Annotated in this window: 19 protein-coding genes; 15 read left to right on the top strand and 4 right to left on the bottom strand. The window is 63.5% G+C overall.

All coding sequences use genetic code 11. The features are described from left to right. Nucleotides 1-188: 188 nt before the first annotated feature. On the bottom strand, nucleotides 189-548 hold the full coding sequence (locus RN346_RS10650; protein WP_263586820.1) for a hypothetical protein: 360 nt from the start codon (nucleotides 546-548) through the stop codon (nucleotides 189-191). A gap of 322 nt (nucleotides 549-870) precedes the next feature. On the opposite strand from RN346_RS10650, the gene RN346_RS10645 reads away from it, so the two are divergent. From RN346_RS10645 to RN346_RS10610, 8 genes are all read left to right on the top strand, one after another. Continuing rightward, nucleotides 871-1,458 (top strand): YqaE/Pmp3 family membrane protein, encoded by a 588-nt coding sequence (locus RN346_RS10645; protein WP_311961114.1) that lies wholly within the window; start codon nucleotides 871-873, stop codon nucleotides 1,456-1,458. Nucleotides 1,459-1,538: 80 nt separating this feature from the next. Continuing rightward, nucleotides 1,539-2,420, top strand: coding sequence for a carboxylate/amino acid/amine transporter (locus RN346_RS10640; protein WP_311961113.1), 882 nt, complete (start codon nucleotides 1,539-1,541; stop codon nucleotides 2,418-2,420). A gap of 121 nt (nucleotides 2,421-2,541) precedes the next feature. Next, nucleotides 2,542-3,471 (top strand): NAD(+) kinase, encoded by a 930-nt coding sequence (locus tag RN346_RS10635; RefSeq protein WP_263586823.1) that lies wholly within the window; start codon nucleotides 2,542-2,544, stop codon nucleotides 3,469-3,471. Next, nucleotides 3,471-4,436: a metallophosphoesterase gene (locus RN346_RS10630; protein WP_311961112.1), complete on the top strand. Its 966-nt coding sequence runs from the start codon at nucleotides 3,471-3,473 to the stop codon at nucleotides 4,434-4,436. The genes RN346_RS10635 and RN346_RS10630 overlap by 1 nt, the downstream gene beginning before the upstream one ends. Before the next feature lie 231 nt (nucleotides 4,437-4,667). Continuing rightward, nucleotides 4,668-5,519: a rhomboid family intramembrane serine protease gene (locus tag RN346_RS10625; RefSeq protein WP_311958204.1), complete on the top strand. Its 852-nt coding sequence runs from the start codon at nucleotides 4,668-4,670 to the stop codon at nucleotides 5,517-5,519. 24 nt (nucleotides 5,520-5,543) lie between these two features. After that, on the top strand, nucleotides 5,544-5,828 hold the full coding sequence (locus RN346_RS10620; protein WP_311961111.1) for a DUF1315 family protein: 285 nt from the start codon (nucleotides 5,544-5,546) through the stop codon (nucleotides 5,826-5,828). Between the two features lie 52 nt (nucleotides 5,829-5,880). Continuing rightward, on the top strand, nucleotides 5,881-6,687 hold the full coding sequence (locus RN346_RS10615; RefSeq protein ID WP_311962711.1) for a DUF2797 domain-containing protein: 807 nt from the start codon (nucleotides 5,881-5,883) through the stop codon (nucleotides 6,685-6,687). Nucleotides 6,688-6,884: 197 nt separating this feature from the next. Beyond that, nucleotides 6,885-7,310, top strand: a complete 426-nt coding sequence (locus RN346_RS10610) for a CopD family protein (protein ID WP_263586828.1) — start codon at nucleotides 6,885-6,887, stop codon at nucleotides 7,308-7,310. 60 nt (nucleotides 7,311-7,370) lie between these two features. Here the strand turns inward: RN346_RS10610 and RN346_RS10605 are convergent, their stop codons facing one another. After that, on the bottom strand, nucleotides 7,371-7,832 hold the full coding sequence (locus RN346_RS10605) for a DUF2231 domain-containing protein (protein ID WP_263586829.1): 462 nt from the start codon (nucleotides 7,830-7,832) through the stop codon (nucleotides 7,371-7,373). A 35-nt stretch (nucleotides 7,833-7,867) separates the two neighbouring features. Here RN346_RS10605 and coxB point away from each other — a divergent pair, with 35 nt between their 5' ends. Genes coxB through RN346_RS10580 form a run of 5 tightly spaced genes read left to right on the top strand, consistent with a single transcriptional unit; the run spans nucleotide 7,868 to nucleotide 15,039 of the window. After that, nucleotides 7,868-8,938, top strand: a complete 1,071-nt coding sequence (coxB, locus tag RN346_RS10600; RefSeq protein WP_311961110.1) for a cytochrome c oxidase subunit II — start codon at nucleotides 7,868-7,870, stop codon at nucleotides 8,936-8,938. After that, nucleotides 8,935-11,478, top strand: coding sequence for a cytochrome c oxidase subunit I (gene ctaD / locus RN346_RS10595; protein ID WP_311961109.1), 2,544 nt, complete (start codon nucleotides 8,935-8,937; stop codon nucleotides 11,476-11,478). The genes coxB and ctaD overlap by 4 nt, the downstream gene beginning before the upstream one ends. Next, nucleotides 11,479-11,838, top strand: coding sequence for a hypothetical protein (locus tag RN346_RS10590; RefSeq protein ID WP_311961108.1), 360 nt, complete (start codon nucleotides 11,479-11,481; stop codon nucleotides 11,836-11,838). 22 nt (nucleotides 11,839-11,860) lie between these two features. Then, on the top strand, nucleotides 11,861-14,092 hold the full coding sequence (locus RN346_RS10585) for a cation-translocating P-type ATPase (RefSeq protein ID WP_311961107.1): 2,232 nt from the start codon (nucleotides 11,861-11,863) through the stop codon (nucleotides 14,090-14,092). Continuing rightward, nucleotides 14,089-15,039, top strand: a complete 951-nt coding sequence (locus RN346_RS10580; protein WP_311961106.1) for a bile acid:sodium symporter — start codon at nucleotides 14,089-14,091, stop codon at nucleotides 15,037-15,039. Before RN346_RS10585 ends, RN346_RS10580 begins: the two co-directional genes overlap by 4 nt. Here RN346_RS10580 and RN346_RS10575 read toward each other — a convergent pair. After that, nucleotides 15,036-15,350 carry a winged helix-turn-helix domain-containing protein gene (locus tag RN346_RS10575; RefSeq protein WP_311961105.1) on the bottom strand — a complete coding sequence of 105 codons (315 nt, stop codon included), beginning with the start codon at nucleotides 15,348-15,350 and terminating at the stop codon, nucleotides 15,036-15,038. The two genes, RN346_RS10580 and RN346_RS10575, sit on opposite strands and share 4 nt — an antisense overlap. Before the next feature lie 143 nt (nucleotides 15,351-15,493). On the opposite strand from RN346_RS10575, the gene RN346_RS10570 reads away from it, so the two are divergent. Both RN346_RS10570 and RN346_RS10565 read left to right on the top strand, forming a co-directional pair. After that, a complete protein-coding gene (locus tag RN346_RS10570) occupies nucleotides 15,494-16,666 on the top strand; it encodes a Na/Pi symporter (protein WP_311961104.1) in 1,173 nt (390 codons plus the stop codon). 10 nt (nucleotides 16,667-16,676) lie between these two features. Continuing rightward, the gene (locus RN346_RS10565) at nucleotides 16,677-16,928 is read left to right on the top strand and encodes a hypothetical protein (RefSeq protein WP_263586836.1); all 252 of its coding nucleotides are present in this window, start codon (nucleotides 16,677-16,679) and stop codon (nucleotides 16,926-16,928) included. A gap of 6 nt (nucleotides 16,929-16,934) precedes the next feature. On the opposite strand, the gene RN346_RS10560 is transcribed toward RN346_RS10565, so the two are convergent. Beyond that, nucleotides 16,935-18,020, bottom strand: a complete 1,086-nt coding sequence (locus RN346_RS10560; RefSeq protein WP_311961103.1) for a PA0069 family radical SAM protein — start codon at nucleotides 18,018-18,020, stop codon at nucleotides 16,935-16,937. Between the last annotated feature and the right edge of the window lie 92 nt (nucleotides 18,021-18,112).

Genomic DNA, 18,112 nt, shown 5'->3' with positions numbered 1-18,112 from the left:
GACGAACTCCTCTCGGGCATGGCGGGACGTTAGGGTCTGTCTGAAAAGTCGGTGAGCGAAGACAAGACAAGGCAAAAATTGGCGAAGAAACGGAGTTTTCAGTGTGTAAATGAGTATTCTGATCGAACTCGCGCACGAGCCAATTTTTAACGCCATATTGTTGAGCGCAGGCACTTTTCAGACAGAGCCTAGCGCTGGCGCAGGGCGGTGTGTGCGGCAAGGTGATCGCGCAGCGCCTGAAGCTCCTGCTGGCCCGCCGCGTTGAGAAGCGGCTTGCCCTGGGCGATCTGCCAGCGCCGGCCGTACTGTTCCATGAGCTGTGAGGCCCGGCGGCGCACGCCGTCGAGATACTCGTCATGACGAATGGGGTAGCCGATCATGGCGTTCCACTCGGTTTCGCTGACCCGGCTTGCCAGCGCCTTGTCGAAGAGCGCGAGCAAATCCTTGGGCTCGGTGCGATAACGCGGGGTGCTGGTCGTCATCAAGATGACCAGCACCGAACCGATCACCAGCAAACAAACGCCAAGCACCAATAAATAAAGCGCCATTACTCGTGCTCCTTACCGGTTCGAACGCGGTCGCCGCCCGCTTGCGGGTAGAAAATTTTTGTCCCGTTGAGAACTTTTTACCAAATCGCTGTCAGATAGTGTACAGGCAACGCGTTATAGCCTTCGCTACGGCCGCATCCTTGCGACAGTAGCCGCTAGAAGTGTTGTACTGGCTTCTTTTTCGATCCCTTGCTTCCGCTGCCTTCTGGCAGCGGTTTTTTTTTGGCTTGCCTATACTACTGCTATTTTGACCGGTCTGCATTGATCAGGCGCTTGCGCTAAATGCGGCGAAGCGCCGGCATTGACACACAAGGAGCCGACTATGGATGCCCGCGAATACATGAACCGTAAAGGCGTTGGCGTCGAGCGCGACCCGGATCGGCCCAATACGCTGGAAGAGAAAGCCTGGGCCAGGGCTCGAGGCGCCGGTGACGGGCGGCCCAAATCCGGTACGCCCCACGACTGGGAAGACTGGGAACGCTACCACGAGGATCTGGCGGACGACGCCGATACCCTCGAGCAGAAAATCGATAAAGAGGCGCATCGTAAGGCCGTCGAACGCGAGCGTCGCGAGAAAAAAGCGCAACACGCACCGGTAGAACGCGAAGAAGTGAGCTCGCCCGCCAGGGCCAGCGCCGTCGAGCACTTCACTCCCGAACCCGCTAAGCCCGATAAAGTGGCGGCACCAACGCCGGACGTCAAATCGCCGGGGAGCGACTCAGTTAAAGCCTCGATCGATGAGCCTGCCGGACTCAAGGCCGCCTACGCGGCGCTGTCGGTACTGCTGCCACCGCTGGGTATCGGGCTTGCCGGCGGCGGGGCCAGGCGCGTGGTGATCGCGCTGGTATTGACGCTTTTGGGCTGGCTGCCCGGCGTCATCTACGCACTCGCCTGGGTGCTTCGCCGCTAACGAACCTCGTGCGCCGAGCTTTACCTTTTCCCCGAGCGCCGTATAATCCCGTCAACTTTTTATAATTTTCGGGGTTTACCATGGGGTATCTCGTTGGCGTCACGGCGCTCTGGGCGTTCTCGTTCTCGCTGATCGGTGTCTATCTGTCCGGGCAGGTGGATAGCTACTTCGCCGTGCTGGTGCGGGTGTCGCTGGCGCTACTGGTGTTTCTGCCGTTTTTGCGGCCCAGACTTTTGAGCTGGCGCGACCGGTTTACGCTCATGGCGCTTGGTGCGCTTCAGCTCGGCGTCATGTACACCTTTCTCTACCACTCCTTTTTGCTGCTTTCGGTGCCCGAGGTGGTGCTGTTCACCGTGCTCACGCCGATCTACATCGCGCTGCTCGACGACCTGCTCTTTCGACGCTTCACACCGATCTATCTGGTGACCGCGACGCTGGCGGTGATCGGTGCAGCGGTGATTCGCTACCAGGGCGTGGACAGCGGCTTCTGGCTTGGTTTTTTGGTGGTCCAGGGCGCGAACTTGAGCTTTGCAATCGGCCAGGTGGGGTATCGCCGGCTGGTGGCCCGGCAGTCTCAAACGCTTGCCTGGCACCACGTGTTTGGCTGGTTTTTCATCGGCGCGCTGATCGTCGCACTGACGGCCTTTTTGCTATTGGGTGACATTCAGGCGCTGCCCACCACGACGCTTCAGTGGGGCGTACTCGCCTGGCTTGGGCTTGCGGCCTCGGGCGTGGGCTACTTCGCCTGGAACCAGGGGGCGACCCGGGTCGATGCCGGCACGCTTGCGATCATGAACAATGCGCTGGTACCGGCGGGGCTGATCGTCAACCTGGTGATCTGGAACCGCGACGCCGATATAGGGCGGCTGGCACTGGGCGGGCTGATCATCGTCGCCTCGCTCTGGCTCAATCAGTGGTGGCTCAAGCGCCGCCAACTCACCGGCACGCTCGAGCGCGCCTGAGCCGCCAAGTAGTCGCTCTCAAGGCCTGCTTTGCCGATAAGTATCGGATAAACAAGGCGCCGGATTTGCCCGCGTGCGGGCGGGTCTTCATAATGGGCGATAATGACAGTGAGAGCCGCCCATGCCCACCACGCCAACCCGTACGTCCAGCATGACCAACGCGACGGTCGAAAGACCGTTCAATACGATCGGCCTGATCGGCCGGCTCGGCAGCGACAAGGTAGTCGATTCGCTCTCGCGGCTGGTGGCGTATCTGGTCGAACATGACTATCGCGTGTTGGTCGAGGATCGCACTGCCACGATGATTCCCGATCATGGCCAGCCGGAAACCAGCCGGCGCATGCTCGGCGAGCGCTGCGACCTGGTGATCGTGGTCGGCGGCGATGGAAGCCTTCTGGGCGCGGCGCGCTCGCTGTGCCAAAGCGGCACCCTGATTCTGGGCGTCAACCGCGGGCGGCTCGGTTTTCTCACCGATATCTCCCCGGACGAGCTCGAAACCCGGGTCGGTGAGGTGCTGGCGGGGCAGTTCGAGGTCGAAGAGCGCTTTTTGCTCGACGCGGTGCTCTACCGCAACGGCGTGGCGGTGGGCCGGGGCGACGCGCTCAACGAAGTGGTGGTGCACCCGGGCAAGGCGGTGCGCATGATCGAATTCGAACTCTTCGTCGACGGCCGCTTCGTCTACAGTCAGCGAAGCGATGGGCTGATCGTCGCCACGCCTACCGGCTCGACGGCCTACGCGCTCTCCGGCGGCGGGCCGATCATGCACCCCAAGCTCGACGTCGTAACGCTGGTGCCGATGTTTCCCCATACGCTTTCGAGCCGGCCGATCGTGATCGACGCGGCGAGCGAAATCCGGATTCATATCGGCGAAACCAACCACACCTACCCGCACATCAGCTGCGACGGCCAGACCCGCGCGGTGGCCAAGCCCGACGACGTGCTGGTGATCACTCGCAAGCCCGCCCGCGTTCAGCTCGTTCATCCGTTGGGCCACAATTTTTACGACATCCTGCGCAGCAAGCTGGGCTGGAGTCATCGGCTGGGGGATTGATGAGCCAAGGGTATGATCTCATTGGCGACGTCCACGGCTGCGGGGCGACGCTTTCGACGCTGCTCGAAAAGCTGGGCTACGAACAACGCGCCGGGGTGTATCGCCACCCGACGCGCAAAGCCGTCTTTCTGGGCGATTTGATCGACCGCGGCCCGCGTATTCGCCTGGCGGTGCAGATCGCCCGGCGCATGGTCGACGAAGGCGAGGCCTATATCGTGATGGGCAATCATGAGCACCACGCCCTGGCCTACACCCATCCCGCTCCGAAGGGGAGCGAGCGGCGCTGGCTGCGCGAGCATTCGCCGCGCCACAACCGCATCATCGCCGACACGCTCTACCAGTACCGCGACCACACCAACGAGTGGGAAGACACGCTCGCCTGGTTCAAGACGCTGCCGCTGTTTTTGGAGTTCGACGACTTTCGCGTGGTGCACGCCTGCTGGGACGCAGCGCTGATCGAGGCGCTCAAGAAGCGCTCGCCCAACGCGTGTCTGACCGATGAATTGCTGGAGGAGTCCGCCGATTCATCGACCGAGGCGTTTGCCATCGTCGACCGGCTGACCCGAGGGCCCAGCATCGCACTGCCCGAAGGCGTGGCCATCCACTCCGGCGATGGCTTTACGCGCAAAAGTTTTCGCGCCCATTTCTGGGCCGCCAATCCCAAGCGCTGGGGCGACGTGGTGTTTCAGCCGGACAACCTGCCGGATCACCTGGAAACCCGGCCGCTGAGCGAGGCCGAGCGCGAAGGGCTTGGCTATTACGACGCCGAGCAACGGGCGCTGTTCATTGGCCACTACTGGTGTGAGGGGATTCCGGCGCTGCCCGCGCGCAACATCGCGTGTCTGGATTACAGCGCGGTGAAGTACGGGCGGCTGGTGGCCTATCGTTTCGACGGCGAGCGTGAATTGAGCGCCGACCGCTTCGTTTGGGTGGACGTTCACCGTGAAGAGAGCAGCCGCATTTGAGCGGGCTACCGAGCGCTTTCTAATTCAGATTATGAGTAGATACATTAAGAAACATCTTTTTTTGAAAATGGCTGAACTAACCCCGCCGCTGGCTATCAGAGTAAGTGTTCCCTTGAATGATCCCTTGCTTTAAGCCGGCGGCCCCCTCCGCCGGTTTTTTTATGCGCACGATTTACGCTCATGACGAAACCACCGCGCCGGGCAGCCGATCCTTTACTCCAGGGAGGTGTCATGCACCCCGTCATGCTGTTACCCGTTGATGCCGACACGCGTGAGCTTCGCCAGGCGCTCTGGCACTACCGGATTGGTCATCGGATCACCGAAGAGCCGGAGGGCCTGACGCTGTGGCTCGCCGACCCCCGTCAGAAAACCGAGCTGACCGCGCTGGTGCGCCGCTGGCAGCAGGGCGAAACGCTGATTACCGGCCCGCGCCCCCAAAGCGCTCAGCGCACTCAGGGCGCCACGCTTTTACGCCGCCTGCCCGTTACATCGCTCATCATCGGTTTGAGCGTTTTAGTCTTCGTGCTCATGAATACCCTGGGCGACGGCGTACTTACGGCGCTGACCATCGTGCCGGTCGGCGTGGTCAACGGCCAGCTCGTTGCCCAACACCTGATGGAGACGCTGACCGGCGGCCAGCTGTGGCGGCTCTTGACTCCGGCATTTTTGCACTTTGGCCTGATGCACCTGATCTTCAACCTGATGTGGGTGTGGTACTTCGGTCGTCAGATCGAAGCGCTGCAGGGCAGCCGCGTGATGGTGGCGCTGCTGCTGGTGGCGGGCATCGGCTCGAATCTGGCGCAGTACGCCACCGGCACGGTGCTGTTCGGCGGCATGTCCGGGGTGGTGTATGCGCTGTTGGGCCACGTCTGGCTCGTCTCACGTAAGCGCCCCGAAAGCGGCTTTTTCGTGCCGCAGATGCTGGTGGTGTTCATGCTGGGATGGATGGTGTTCACCATGACCTCGCTTGCCGAGTGGGTGGGCTTTGGCAACGTAGCCAATGAGGCGCACCTGGGCGGGCTACTCGTGGGGCTGGCCTCGGGCTGGTACTATTGCGCCAAACGTCCACGGTCCACGCCCTGACCTTCGATACGACTGGAGCCCTGCATGAATGATATGAGCTTTGAGCGCATGATCAGCCAGATGACCCCGAGCATTTACGAAAGCCTCAAGCAGGCGGTATCACTGCGTAAATGGCCGGATGGCCGCTTTTTGACCGCCGAGCAAACCGAGCTGTGTCTCGAGGCGGTGATTCGTTTTGAAATCGAAAACAACGTGCCCGAAGAGAACCGGGTGGGCTATCTCGAGCGGCGCACCTGTGGCGCAGGGGCCACCGGCGCAGGCGTATCGCCGGAAATGGCGGGTTTGGGCCGGGACGTCTCGGGTGACTGATCTGTTCGCAAGCGAGTCAAGCGCCGTGCGTGTGTCCGGCCATCTGAGCAAAATGGCGGGCACGCTCGAGGCACCTGGCAGTGAAGTCACGTATCACCTGCGCGCCGGCGAGCAACGACTGGCGCTCAACGCGTTGATCGGCACGCCGCTTCGCCTGCACTTTGATGGCCACATTGCCTGCACCCACTGCGGGCGCAAGACCAACAAGAGCTTCGCCCAGGGCTACTGCTACCCGTGCTTCAAACGCCTGGCGCAGTGCGACACCTGCATCATGAAGCCGGAAACCTGCCACTATTTTCAGGGCACCTGCCGCGAGCCGGAATGGGGCGAGGCGCACTGTTTCACCCCGCACATCGTCTATCTGGCCAACTCCTCCGGGCTCAAGGTCGGCATCACCCGCAAGACCAACATGCCCACCCGCTGGATCGACCAGGGCGCCATCCAGGCGCTGCCGATCATGGAAGTGGCCAGCCGCCAGCAGTCCGGCTTCGTCGAGATGCTGTTCAAGGAGCACGTATCGGATCGCACCAACTGGCGCGCCATGCTCAAGGGCGAGGTCGAGCCGCTCGATCTGATCAAGGAGCGCGACCGGCTGCTCGAGGCCGTTGCCAGCGGCCTGGACGCGCTACGCGAGACCTACGGGCGGGAGGCGATTCGGTTACTCGATGAAACCCCGCTCGATATTCGCTACCCGGTCGAGTCGTTCCCCCGCAAGATCGCCTCGCACAACTTCGATAAGCAGCCGGTGGTCGAGGGCGTACTGAACGGCGTCAAGGGCCAGTACCTGATCTTCGATACCGGCGTCATCAACCTGCGCAAGTTTACCGGCTACCATGTAAGCGTTGACTCGCTTTGCTAGCCAGCCCGTGGCTAGTTGGCTAAGGTAAGAACAGCCTCAACCCCTGACCGGCCCGGCAGAGGCGGGCGGGGGGCTCGGTGAACGTGCTCACTCGATTGCAAGCCTTCTGGCTGGCTCGTCCTTCCGGCGACTCCAGAGTCTTCATTTGACGTGCTTTTCATTCGAAAGCGCTTTTAAAGCATTGCAAGGACGCCGTGATGCCCTGGTTAAAACTTCTTCATATCGCAGCGCTGGTGATTTGGTGCGGCTCGCTGCTGTATCTCCCGGCGCTGTTAAATCACAGTCTGGCGCTTCGCCGGGATGCGGGCTTTGCTCAGGGCACCCCGCCCATGCCGCGTTTTTTCTACAACACCGTTGCCACACCCGCCGCACTTTTGGCGATCGGCTCCGGCACCCTGCTGTTTCTACTTCATGACTTGATGGGCGGCTGGCTGATTTTGAAGCTCGGCGCGGTCGTGCTGATGGTGGCAGCCCACGGCGCCTTTGGCTGGCTAATTCTGCGCCTGGAAATGGGGATCTATCGCGGCGTCAAAACCGCCACGCTGCTGGGGCTTCTGCTAAGCCTGGTGGGGATCTTCGGCGTGCTGGGGTTCGTACTGGCAAAGCCCCTGGCGTGGGGCTAGGCGATGAGAAATAAAAGGTGCTTCAAGCGTAAACAGGGTGGCGTGGGCCGTGGGGCGGTGTCATTCGTCGACGTCGACGCCGACCGCATGTTCGTAAACGAGTTGGCCGCCGAGCCAGCCGGCCAGCGCAATCAGGGCGCCGGTGACCAGCGATATCGCAAGCCCCCAGGGCAGAATGGCTTCCGGCGAATTCAGACGCAACAGCCAGTTCAGCGAGGCAAGCGAGAGCATCACCACGGCGACGATGGCATGGCTCCAGCCAGTGATCAAACGGCGAATACGCGACACCGTGACCAGATCGATTATGCCGGCGATCGAGGCGATCCAGCCGCCAAAGGCACCGACGCCGGCAAGCCACAGGCCGCTGCGCTCCCAGAAGGGGTCACCCGTGTACCAGTAACCCAGATCGCTTGCGACCAGCGCCATCAATGCCGCCACCGGGAAGTGAATCATGACCGGATGAAGCGGGTGACCGGCCAGCGAGGCGCGGCTTTTTATGGAACGCTGCGGAGTGGATGCCATGGACACGTCCTGTGGGCAGACAAAGGGAAAAGAGTATGAGGGAACGTAACCATTCGGCGCCGCCCCCAAGGCGTATTCAACGCGCATCGCGACGGCGGGTCAACCTGGCCGCGTTAACGCTTTTACTGGCCGTGCCGATACTGTTGGCCGGCTGCGGCGGCGACCACTCGATCTTGAACCCGGCGGGGCCGGCGGCGCGCGATATCCGCCTGATCTGGTTCGTCATGCTGGGCTTCGGAACCGTCGTGTTCGTCGTCGTGATCGCGCTTTGGCTCTATACCTTCAAAAAGCGTTACGTTACCCGCACTCCCGCCCAGGAGCGGCGCATCGGCCGACGCTGGATCATCGGCGGCGGTATCATTCTGCCCACACTCACGGTCATTGCGCTTTTGATGTTTGGCGTGCCCACCGGCAAGCGCATGCTGACGCTGCCGCTGGACGAGCCGCCGGAGGTGATCGAGGTCATCGGGCATCAGTGGTGGTGGGAGGTACGCTACCCGGGGGCCGAAGGTGGTGAAATCGTGACCGCCAATCAACTCATGATGCCTGCCGGCGAGCCGGTGGACTTTCATGTCACCGCCGCCGATGTCATCCACGGCTTCTGGATTCCGCGTTTGGGCGGCAAGATCGACATGCTGCCCGGGCGTATCAACCGCATTCGCCTGGAGGCCGACGAGCCCGGCGTGTTCGGCGCCCAGTGCGCCGAGCTTTGCGGCGTGGGCCATGCTCATATGCAGCTTCACGTCGAGGCGCTGCCGCGTGCGGAGTTCGACGCCTGGCTTGCCGCGCGCAGTGACGAAGCGCTGGCCGAGCTTGCCGCCCAAAACGCAGCCTTCGATACCGCCCGCGACAACTTCACTCGGTTCTGTTCTGGCTGCCATCAGGTGGCGGGTATCAGCGCGAGCAACATCGGCCCGAATCTCTCGGATGTCGGTGGCCGCGAAGCCTTGGGCGCCGGCGTAATGGCCATGGAGGAGGGCGCGGTCTACCAGTGGCTGAGAAACCATCAGACGCTCAAGCCCAGCAACCTGATGCCGCGCCACGACGATCTGGATAACGAAACGCTTAGGGGCCTGGGTGCCTGGCTGGAGACTTTAACCCCATGACAACCATCAATCGTCAAGCGACGCCCCAGGACCCGCAAGAGCCGGAGGATGGCCGCACGCTGCACGACGACCTGCACGACATTTGGGGCAACCCGCGCGGCATCAAGGCGCTGACCATCGTCAACCACACCACGCTCGGGTTGCGCTTCATGATCACCGGGATGGCGTTTTTCCTGTTCGGCGGCATTTTGTCGATGCTGGTGCGCACCCAGCTCGCCACCCCCGACCAGAACTTCATGACCCCGGAGATCTACAGCCAGGTCACCACCATGCACGGCACGGTGATGATGTTCTTGTTCGCCATTCCCGTGCTCGAGGGGCTGGCGATCTACATGATTCCGAAGATGATCGGCGCCCGTGATTTGGTCTGCCCCAGGCTGACCTCACTTGGCTACTTCTGCTACCTTTTCGGCGGCATCATTCTGGCCTCGAGCCTGGTCATCGAAATGGCGCCCAATGCCGGCTGGTTCATGTACACGCCGCTTTCGAGCAGCGAGTATTCGCCGGGGCTCGGCTCGGATTTTTGGCTGTTGGGCATCACCTTCGTCGAAATCTCGGCGCTCTCTGCGGGGGTCGAGATCGTCGTCTCCATATTGCGCACCCGCACCCAGGGCATGGCGCTGCACAAGATGCCGCTGTTCGCCTGGTACATTCTCGCCATGGCGCTGATGATCGTGGTCGGCTTTCCACCCTTGATTCTGGGCAGCATTTTGCTCGAGCTCGAGCGCGCGGTCGGCATGCCGTTTTTCCAGGTGGCCGGTGGGGGCGATCCGCTTTTATGGCAGCATCTTTTCTGGCTCTTTGGCCACCCGGAGGTGTACATCATCTTCCTGCCCGCCGCGGGCATCATTTCCACGCTGATTCCGGTATTCGCCGGCCGGCCGATCGTCGGCTACGGCTGGGTGGTGTTCGCCATCATCGTCACCGGCTTTATCAGCTTCGGGCTCTGGGTGCACCACATGTTCACGGTGGGGATCCCCCAGCTTGCCCAGGCGTTCTTTTCGGCGGCGAGTATGCTGGTGGCGGTGCCCACCGCCATTCAGGTGTTCGTGTGGCTGGCCACGCTGTGGCTCGGTAAACCGAAATTCAAACTGCCGATGCTCTGGGTGTTGGGCTTTTTGATCATCTTCGTCTGCGGCGGTTTGACCGGCGTGATGCTGGCGCTGGTGCCGTTCAACTGGCAGGTACACGACACCCACTTCGTGGTCGCGCACATGCATTACGTGCTGGTCGGCGGCATGCTCTTTCCGCTGATGGCGGGCTTCTACTACTGGCTGCCGCTGTTCTCCGGGCGCATGCCGTCGGAAACCATCGGTCGCTGGGGCTTCTGGCTCACCTTTTTGGGCTTCAACGGCACGTTCTTGATCATGCACTGGACCGGGCTTCTGGGCATGCCGCGGCGTATCTACACTTATGAAGCGGGTAACGGCTGGGAGATCTTCAACCTGCTCTCGTCGGTTGCCAGCTTCGTGATGTCCGCCGGCATCGCCATGGTGTTGATCGATATCGCGCTGCACTTTCGCTTCGGCAAGCCGGCCAAACACAACCCCTGGGGCGCGGATACGCTTGAGTGGGCCAATACGATGCCGCCAAGCGCTTATAACTTCGTAAGCCTGCCTAACATCGAAACCCGCCACCCGCTGTGGGACAACCCGGATTTACCGCGCACCATGGCCGAAGGCAAACATGGCCTGGCGGTGGCGAGCCACGGGCGGCGCGAGATGTGGGGATCTGATTCCATCACCGGCAAGGTGCGCGAAATCGTTCACCTGCCGGGCAACTCCTGGTGGCCGTTTCTGGCCGCGCTGGCGCTGGCCGTGGTGTGTGTCAGTCTGCTGACGCGCCTCTACCCGGTCGCCGCGGTGTTCGTCATCGTCGCCGGGGTGTTTTTGCTGCGCTGGGCCTGGGAGAACGGCGCCCACCCCAAGGCCGCCCCGGACGCCGAGGTCAAGGAAGGCGACCCGCCCCTGCATTCGCGCACCATGAGCGGGCCCGGCGTCTGGGCGATGGCGACGTTCTCGATCGCCAACGGGTCGTTCTTTCTTTCGTATCTTTTCGGCTGGTTCTATCTCTGGACCGTCTCACCCGAGTGGCGCATGCCCGAGGTGTCGCCGCTTTCACTGCTGGTGCTGGTCAGCGCCGGCATCGCGCTCACGGTGGGCGCCGGCGTCATGGAGAAGCTGGTACGCGGGCTTCGCGCCCGCCGCGATAGCGGCCTGATGGGCGGGTTTTTCATCGCCGCGCTGCTGGGCGCGGTGCAGGTGGGGCTGGTGCTCTGGTCGCTGCTGAGTGCCGGGCTCGAGCCTACCCAAACCAGCCACGATGCGATTTTGCTGGTGGGGCTGGTGTACGCGCTGTTCCATGGGGCGCTTGCGATGATTCTCACCGCGATGCAGGGGTTTCGCGTGCGCTGCGGCTACGTGGGTGCCCACGCGCCCTTCGAGCCGGCAGTGGTGGTGCAGCTTTGGCGCTACAACCTGGTGACGTTCTGGGTGCTGGTCGGCGCGCTCGGCGTGCTGCCCCGCGTAATGGGAGGCTAGATGATGCCAACCGCGTTCAAGCGACTACACCTTGGCCATCCGGCGCATTTGATCGTCGGGCTCACGCTCTGGAGTATCTGGTTCGTGGCGGTGTACGGCGGGCTGTCGGTGGCCTGCGCCGTAGCGCCGCCGGCACCGGATCAAGGCTCACTGACGGGCCTCAACCTGGGGCTTGGGCTTGTCAGCGTCGCCACCACCGTCTTGCTTTTCTGGCTTGCCTGGGCCGGCTGGAAGGTAGGCCGCGAGCTTACCGGCCGGCCGCGCTTTAACGCGCTGGTCTCCGCCGGGCTCTATTTCTTCTCCGCCTTTGGGGTGGTCTTTACCGGCATGCCGATCATCGGCGTGCCGCCCTGTCTGTAACGCCGGTGGGGCGATCGACGCCATGAGCGATAGCGCGCCCGCCGGCTCGACCGCGCTTTTTAGCCTGCACGGCATGTGGTGTACCAGCTGCGCGCTTGCCGTCGAAGGCGTTTTGAAGCGCGCACCCGGCATTACCCAGGCAAGCGTTCACTATCCCACCGCCACGGTGTACGTACAGGGCGAGGCACAGGCCATCGCGCTTACAACTCTTGCGCCGCGGGTCTCGCGCATCGGCTATCGGCTGGGCGAGCTCGAGGCGGTGCAGGACGCCGCCGAGCGGCTCGAACAAGAGGGGCGCTACCTGAGTCTTCGTTTGGGGGTCGCCGCGGTGTTCGGCATGTGGACGATGCTCGCCTCGATTCTGATCTACGCCGGCGCCGTACCGGCGGGGCGTATCGAGCTGGTCATGGCCTGGGTTTCCGGCGCCTTTTCGCTTCCCGTGGTGCTCTACGCCGGCGTGCCGTTCTACCGCGCCGGGTTTCGTACGCTGTTGGCCCGCCGGCCAGGCATGGACGTGCTGGTGAGCCTGGGCGTGCTGGGGGCGATGGCGGTGTCGGTCTGGCTTCTTGGCCAAGGGTCTGTCGAGGTGTACTTCGATACGGCCGTCATGCTGATCGCGCTCTTGCTGGTCGGGCGACTGGCCGAAACGCTGTGCCGCCAGCGGGGCCTGAAAGCCTTCGAGGCCTTGGCGCTGGCGCCGGGCGATGTGACGCTCGAGCGGGAAGGGCAAATCGCGTCGCACCCGCTGAGCGCTGCGTGCATGAACGATGTTCAACGCCTGGCGCCGGGCGAGACCCTGCTGCTCGACGGTGAACTGATGAGCGCCGGCTGGTTCGATACCGCCACGCTCTCCGGTGAAAGCGTACCGCGCTATCTGGTCGCGGGCCAGCGGGTTTACGCCGGCTACCGCTTCATCGAGGCCGACGGCGAAGTGGCCCTTCGGCTTCGGGTAAACGCTACGCCCGGCGAGCGGCGCCGGGATCATTTGTGTGAGCAGATGCGCCTGCTGCAAACCCAAAAGGGGGAGCTTCACAAGCTGGCCGACCGTTTCGCGGCCTGGTTGAGCCCTGTCGCGCTGGTACTTGCGCTAATCACGCTGCCCGTGGCCTTCATGCTGGGCGCAAGCCTTGATGAGGCGGTAGTACGAGCGCTTTCCGTGCTGGTGGTCGCCTGTCCCTGCGCGGTGGGGCTGGCCGTGCCGCTGGCAACGCTTGCCGGCAGCGACCAGGCGCTGCAACGCGGCGTGGCCCTGCGAGACCCCGGCGCGTTCGAGACGCTGGCCCGAGTGCGTGCGGTGGCTTTCGATAAAACCGGCACGCTCACCGCCGGCCGCCACCGGGTCGTTCACGCCGAGTGCCGCGATGCGCTCGGTGGTGACTTTCATCGAAAGCTCGCCGCCGCCACCCGGCAAAGCGAGCATCCGCTGGCCCAGGGGCTGTTGCGCTGGGCGCTTGAAAGTGGCGATAAACAGAACGAAGAGGAGGGCGTAAGCCGCGTGGTGCGCCTGGACGAAGTCGCCGGCGCCGGGCGGGTGATCGCTTTTGAGCGCGGCGAGCGCTGGTGGATGGGAAGTTTGGGCTGGCTTGGCGAGCGCGGCGTCACGCTTGAAGGTGCGGCCCATCAGGCCGACCATGCCTTTGCCTCCCAGGTGGTGCTGGCCGACGAGCGCGGGTGGCTGGCAACGTTTTATCTCGCTGACCCGCCGGTGGAGGATGGCCGGGCGAGTGTTCGCGCGCTGCAGGCGCAGGGCTATCTCACGGCGCTGATCAGCGGTGACCGCCAGGGCGCGGTGAGCTGGCTGGGTGAGCAGGTGGGTCTGGCGCCCAATGCGTGCTACGCCCAGCGCTCGCCGGAGGCGAAAGCACGGCTGCTGGCGGGGCTTGCGTCACCCACGCTCTATGTCGGCGACGGGGTCAACGACACGCTTTGTCTGGCCGCCGCGGGTGTGGGCGTTGCGCCCATGCAGGCAAGCGATGCCGCCCGTGAAGGGGCGGCGGCCCAACTGTTGCGACCCGGTGTTGGCGGCGTGGTACAGCTACTGCGCCTGGCCAGGCGTACCCGCAACGTCATGCGCCAGAACCTGGTGTTCTCGGCGGTGTACAACACCCTGGCGCTGGGGCTGGTCATCGTCATGGCGGTGCCGCCGCTGGCGGCGGTGCTGGCCATGGCGGCGAGCTCTTTAAGCGTGACGCTGAACGCCGCCCGGCTCGCCTGGGCGCCGGTCGACGGTGACTCTGCAAAGGGCTCGCCATGAGTCGGGTCATCGTCTGGGTCGAGGCGCAGCTTCTATGGCTGGTGATGGCGGTGGCCGCGCTGGGGCTTTTGTACCCGGCGGCGGGCGTGGCGCTGGCGCCGCTGATTGGTCCGCTGCTGGCGCTTTTGATGTTCGTCATCAGCCTGACCTTCGATGCCCATCAGGTCGGCGCGGTGCTGCGCCGCCCCTCGCGGCCGCTGCTGGCGCTTTGTCTGGTGTACGGCCCGATGTCGCTACTGGGCTGGCTGACCGGGCGGCTCTTTTTCGGCACCGGGGCGCTCGCCGCGGGGCAGACGCTTCTAGGCACGCTGCCCACCGACGTGTCATCACCGCTTCTGGTGCTGATGGCGCGGGGCAACGTGGCGATGGCGGCGGTGTTCAACGCGATCACTACGGCACTTTCACCGCTGCTGGTCCCGCTGCTGTTTCTCGCGCTTACCGGCATCGAGCTCGACGTGCCGCTTTTCGCCATCGTGGTCGAGCTTTTACTGATCGTTTTCGTTCCGACGCTTCTGGGCGTGGCGCTGCGCACCCGGTTCAGCACAACGCTTGCCCGCTTTGACGACCGCTACGCGGGGTTGGGCTCCATCCTCTATCTGCTGATACTGCTGGCGGTGGTGGGTCCCAACGCCGCGACCATTCTGGGGTACGGCGCCTACGCGCTAGTGATCGCTGCCGCAGCGCTGTGTTTGAACCTGGCAGGCTACGTAGTGGGCACGGCGTCCAGGCTGATCACCAATGAGCGGTCAGAGGTGGTGGCGTATCTCTTTACCACGAGCAAGAAGGAGTTCAGCATTGCGGCGGCGTTCGTCGCGGCCTCCGGGCTTTCGCCGGAGATCGCCATTCCCGCGGCGTTTTTCGCCGTCATCCAGATGATTACCTCGCCGCTGGCGGCCAGACTGCTCGTCCGTCGCCCCACTAGCACTTGGGTGAGCGATAAGCGCTAGCAGTAGCCCAGCGCCTCGCCCAGCCTTGTGGCGTGCTCTTTTACCCAGCGCCGGTCGATCGCGCCCCAGCTCTCGAGCACGTAGCGGCCGATGTTGTGCCGCTCGCCTTCCTGGCCCTCAAAAACGCAGATGATATCGAGCTCGTCGAGCGACTTGATCGTGTCCTGAGCGGTGCGACGGGGCATGCCGGTGGCCTCGATCAGTGCCGGCACGCTGGCCACGCCCTGGTCGATCAGGTGGGCCACGTAGAGGCGGCGGTAGAAACTCGATCGGGTCTTGCTCAAGGGCTGCTTACTCGAGGGCTGGGTCATAAGGCGTTCCGGCTCGGTGGTTCAAAGGGGTGATATCAGGAATAAGTGAGCGTCGTCACGCGGGCGTCATCAGGCTGTCACCTGCGGCGCGCAACGTGGAAGGGTGAACGTGCGCCACGTTACCAACCGCCGGAGGGATCACCATGGTAGAGACGACCCATCGCGCCGCGCCAGAGAGCTACGCTCGCCCGGCGCAAAAGGAGAAGCAGGGCCGCCTGCGTCAGTGGCTCACGCTATTGCTGTTAGTCTACTTTCTGATCTGCGCGGTATCCATCGTCGGCGACGGCTTCAAGCTCGCCACCGGCGATCACGCCGAGCGCTTGTTCGAGTTCGCCACCAACCCCTTCGTCGGCCTGATGGTCGGCATCGTCGCCACCGCCTTGATCCAGTCGTCCTCGACGGTGACCTCGGTGATCGTTGGCATGGTGGCCGGGGGGCTGCCGGTTGCGGTGGCGGTACCCATGGTCATGGGGGCGAACATCGGCACCACGGTGACCAATACGCTGGTGAGCCTGGGCCACGTCAACGACAAGAACGAGTTTCGCCGCGCCTTTGCCGCCGCTACCGTGCACGACTTCTTCAATCTGCTGGCCGTGGTGATTTTGCTTCCCATCGAGATCCTGTTCCATCCGCTGGAGCGCATGGCCGGCGCCGTCGCTGGCGTTTTCTACGGCGATGCCGATCTTTCGCTGGATAACGTCAATATCGTGGGGCAGCTGACTCAGCCGGTGACGGACACCGCAGGCCAGCTGGTGTCGAGTTTGCCGGCGGTGGCCGGCGGTATCGCCTTGATCGTCATCGGCGTGGCGCTGATTTTTCTTTCCATTCGCTACATCGGCAAGCTGTTGAAGACGCTGATGGTTGGGCGCGCCAGACAAATCATGCTCAGCGCCATCGGCCGCGGGCCGTTCACCGGCGTGGCCTCCGGGGCGCTGGTGACGATGCTGGTGCAGTCGTCCTCCACGACCACCAGCCTGATGGTGCCCATGGCCGGCTCTGGCGCGTTCACGCTGCGCCAGATTTACCCGTTCACCATCGGCAGCAATATCGGCACCACCATGACGGCGCTGCTGGCCGCCACGGCGATTTCCGGTGCCACGGCGCTGTTGGCGCTGGAGATCGCCCTGGTGCATCTGCTTTTCAATCTGTGCGCCGTGCTGATCATCGGCGGACTGCCGTTTCTGCGTCTGCTACCGGTGAAAGGGGCGCAGTGGCTGGGCCGGGTCGCCGCCGAGCGCAAGGCGCTGGCCGCCGGCTGGGTGCTGGGCGTGTTCATCGCGCTGCCGGCCCTGTTGATCGCTGTTACCGTACTGTAAGGAGGGCGCCATGAGTATTGAACAAGGTTCCAGGCCAAGCCTGCACACCACCTCGACCGCCGAACTCAAGGCGATGTTGAACGACTCGGTGGAGATCATCGACGAAATTCGCGCTGAGCTCGACGCCCGAGAAGCCCAGACTCAGGAGCTCGAAAAGATGGACACCCTGATGGTCGAGGCCCGGCCGAAGCTTCAGGAGATCCGCGGCTTCTTCGCGCTGGTGCTCGACGAGCTCAAGGCGCGGCGCGGCCCGAACCGTTAGCGTTGGTTAGTCGAACAGGTCGCCCTGAGCACGGGGTGGCCTGAAGTCGCGCGTGTTGAGCCCCTGCTCGGCGCGGGGCTGCATGCCCCATTGACGGCTGGCGCGCTTGAAGCGCTGCTCGATCATGTCGACGAACACGCCTTCACCGCGAAAGCGCTTGCCGAACGCCGCCTCGTTGGTCTTGCCGCCCCGGCACTGGCGAATCAGGCTCATCACCTTGTCGGCGCGCTCGGGATAGTGGGCCATCAGCCACGCCTGGAACAGCGGCGCGACTTCGCGGGGCAGGCGTAGAAGCATCCAGCTCGCGGTGCGCGCGCCGGCGCCGCGGGCCGCTTCGATCAGCCGCTCGATTTCTTGGTCGGTCAGCCCCGGTATCACCGGCGAGATCAACACCCCCACCGGCACCCCGGCGGCGCTGAGTTCGCGAATCACCTTCAGCCGCGCCTGGGGCGAAGCCGCTCGCGGCTCCAGGGTGCGTTTTAGGTCGCTGTCGAGGCTCGTCAGACTCACCAGCACCCGCACCAGCCGGTGCTCGGCCATCTGTTTCAAAAGATCCAGATCGCGCAGCACGAGACTTCCCTTGGTCACCAGCGTGACCGGGTGGCGGCATTCGAGCAAAAACGCGAGGAGGTGTCGGGTGGTGCGATATGTCGCCTCGATCGGTTGATAACAGTCGGTGTTGCCGGACAGGTTGATCGGCCGGCAGACGTAGCCGGGTTTCGCGAGTTCGTCGCGCAGGTGATCGAGCATGCCGGTACGCGCGATCAGCCGGGTTTCGAAATCGAGCCCCGGCGACATGTCCCAGTAGGCGTGCGAGGGCCGGGCGAAGCAGTAGATGCAGCCATGCTCGCAGCCGCGGTAAGGATTGAGCGAGCGATCAAAGGAGAGATCCGGTGAGCTGTTCCACGCAAGCGCGCTCTTGCTTGGCTCCTCGCGTACCTCGGTGGCAAGGCTTAAGGGAGCGTGCTCCTGCCACCAGCCGTCGGATTCCTCGACGCTGACACTGGGCGCAAAGCGGTTGTGCGGGTCGAACGTTGCCCCGCGGCCCTTGTGAACGATACTGCCCGGGGGGAGGGCGCGTGAATCCGACATGACGCTATCCGATCGGCAATAGGTTGGCTGTATGAATATACATTATATTGCCGCTCATGCTAACGACAACCGCTGGCTGTAGTGCACGGAGT

The sequence above is a fragment of the Halomonas sp. PAMB 3232 genome (assembly GCF_031954225.1).
Classification (GTDB): domain Bacteria; phylum Pseudomonadota; class Gammaproteobacteria; order Pseudomonadales; family Halomonadaceae; genus Vreelandella.
This window is presented reverse-complemented; position numbering and strand designations above follow the sequence as displayed.

Excerpts from the sequence above, each read along its gene's own strand:
- RN346_RS10650 (WP_263586820.1), bottom strand. The coding sequence starts at position 548 with ATGGCGCTTTATTTATTGGTGCTTGGCGTTTGTTTGCTGGTGATCGGT.
- RN346_RS10645 (WP_311961114.1), top strand. The coding sequence starts at position 871 with ATGGATGCCCGCGAATACATGAACCGTAAAGGCGTTGGCGTCGAGCGC.
- RN346_RS10640 (WP_311961113.1), top strand. The coding sequence starts at position 1,539 with ATGGGGTATCTCGTTGGCGTCACGGCGCTCTGGGCGTTCTCGTTCTCG.
- RN346_RS10635 (WP_263586823.1), top strand. The coding sequence starts at position 2,542 with ATGCCCACCACGCCAACCCGTACGTCCAGCATGACCAACGCGACGGTC.
- RN346_RS10630 (WP_311961112.1), top strand. The coding sequence starts at position 3,471 with ATGAGCCAAGGGTATGATCTCATTGGCGACGTCCACGGCTGCGGGGCG.
- RN346_RS10625 (WP_311958204.1), top strand. The coding sequence starts at position 4,668 with ATGCACCCCGTCATGCTGTTACCCGTTGATGCCGACACGCGTGAGCTT.
- RN346_RS10620 (WP_311961111.1), top strand. The coding sequence starts at position 5,544 with ATGAATGATATGAGCTTTGAGCGCATGATCAGCCAGATGACCCCGAGC.
- RN346_RS10615 (WP_311962711.1), top strand. The coding sequence starts at position 5,881 with ATGGCGGGCACGCTCGAGGCACCTGGCAGTGAAGTCACGTATCACCTG.
- RN346_RS10610 (WP_263586828.1), top strand. The coding sequence starts at position 6,885 with ATGCCCTGGTTAAAACTTCTTCATATCGCAGCGCTGGTGATTTGGTGC.
- RN346_RS10605 (WP_263586829.1), bottom strand. The coding sequence starts at position 7,832 with ATGGCATCCACTCCGCAGCGTTCCATAAAAAGCCGCGCCTCGCTGGCC.
- coxB (WP_311961110.1), top strand. The coding sequence starts at position 7,868 with ATGAGGGAACGTAACCATTCGGCGCCGCCCCCAAGGCGTATTCAACGC.
- ctaD (WP_311961109.1), top strand. The coding sequence starts at position 8,935 with ATGACAACCATCAATCGTCAAGCGACGCCCCAGGACCCGCAAGAGCCG.
- RN346_RS10590 (WP_311961108.1), top strand. The coding sequence starts at position 11,479 with ATGATGCCAACCGCGTTCAAGCGACTACACCTTGGCCATCCGGCGCAT.
- RN346_RS10585 (WP_311961107.1), top strand. The coding sequence starts at position 11,861 with ATGAGCGATAGCGCGCCCGCCGGCTCGACCGCGCTTTTTAGCCTGCAC.
- RN346_RS10580 (WP_311961106.1), top strand. The coding sequence starts at position 14,089 with ATGAGTCGGGTCATCGTCTGGGTCGAGGCGCAGCTTCTATGGCTGGTG.
- RN346_RS10575 (WP_311961105.1), bottom strand. The coding sequence starts at position 15,350 with ATGACCCAGCCCTCGAGTAAGCAGCCCTTGAGCAAGACCCGATCGAGT.
- RN346_RS10570 (WP_311961104.1), top strand. The coding sequence starts at position 15,494 with ATGGTAGAGACGACCCATCGCGCCGCGCCAGAGAGCTACGCTCGCCCG.
- RN346_RS10565 (WP_263586836.1), top strand. The coding sequence starts at position 16,677 with ATGAGTATTGAACAAGGTTCCAGGCCAAGCCTGCACACCACCTCGACC.
- RN346_RS10560 (WP_311961103.1), bottom strand. The coding sequence starts at position 18,020 with ATGTCGGATTCACGCGCCCTCCCCCCGGGCAGTATCGTTCACAAGGGC.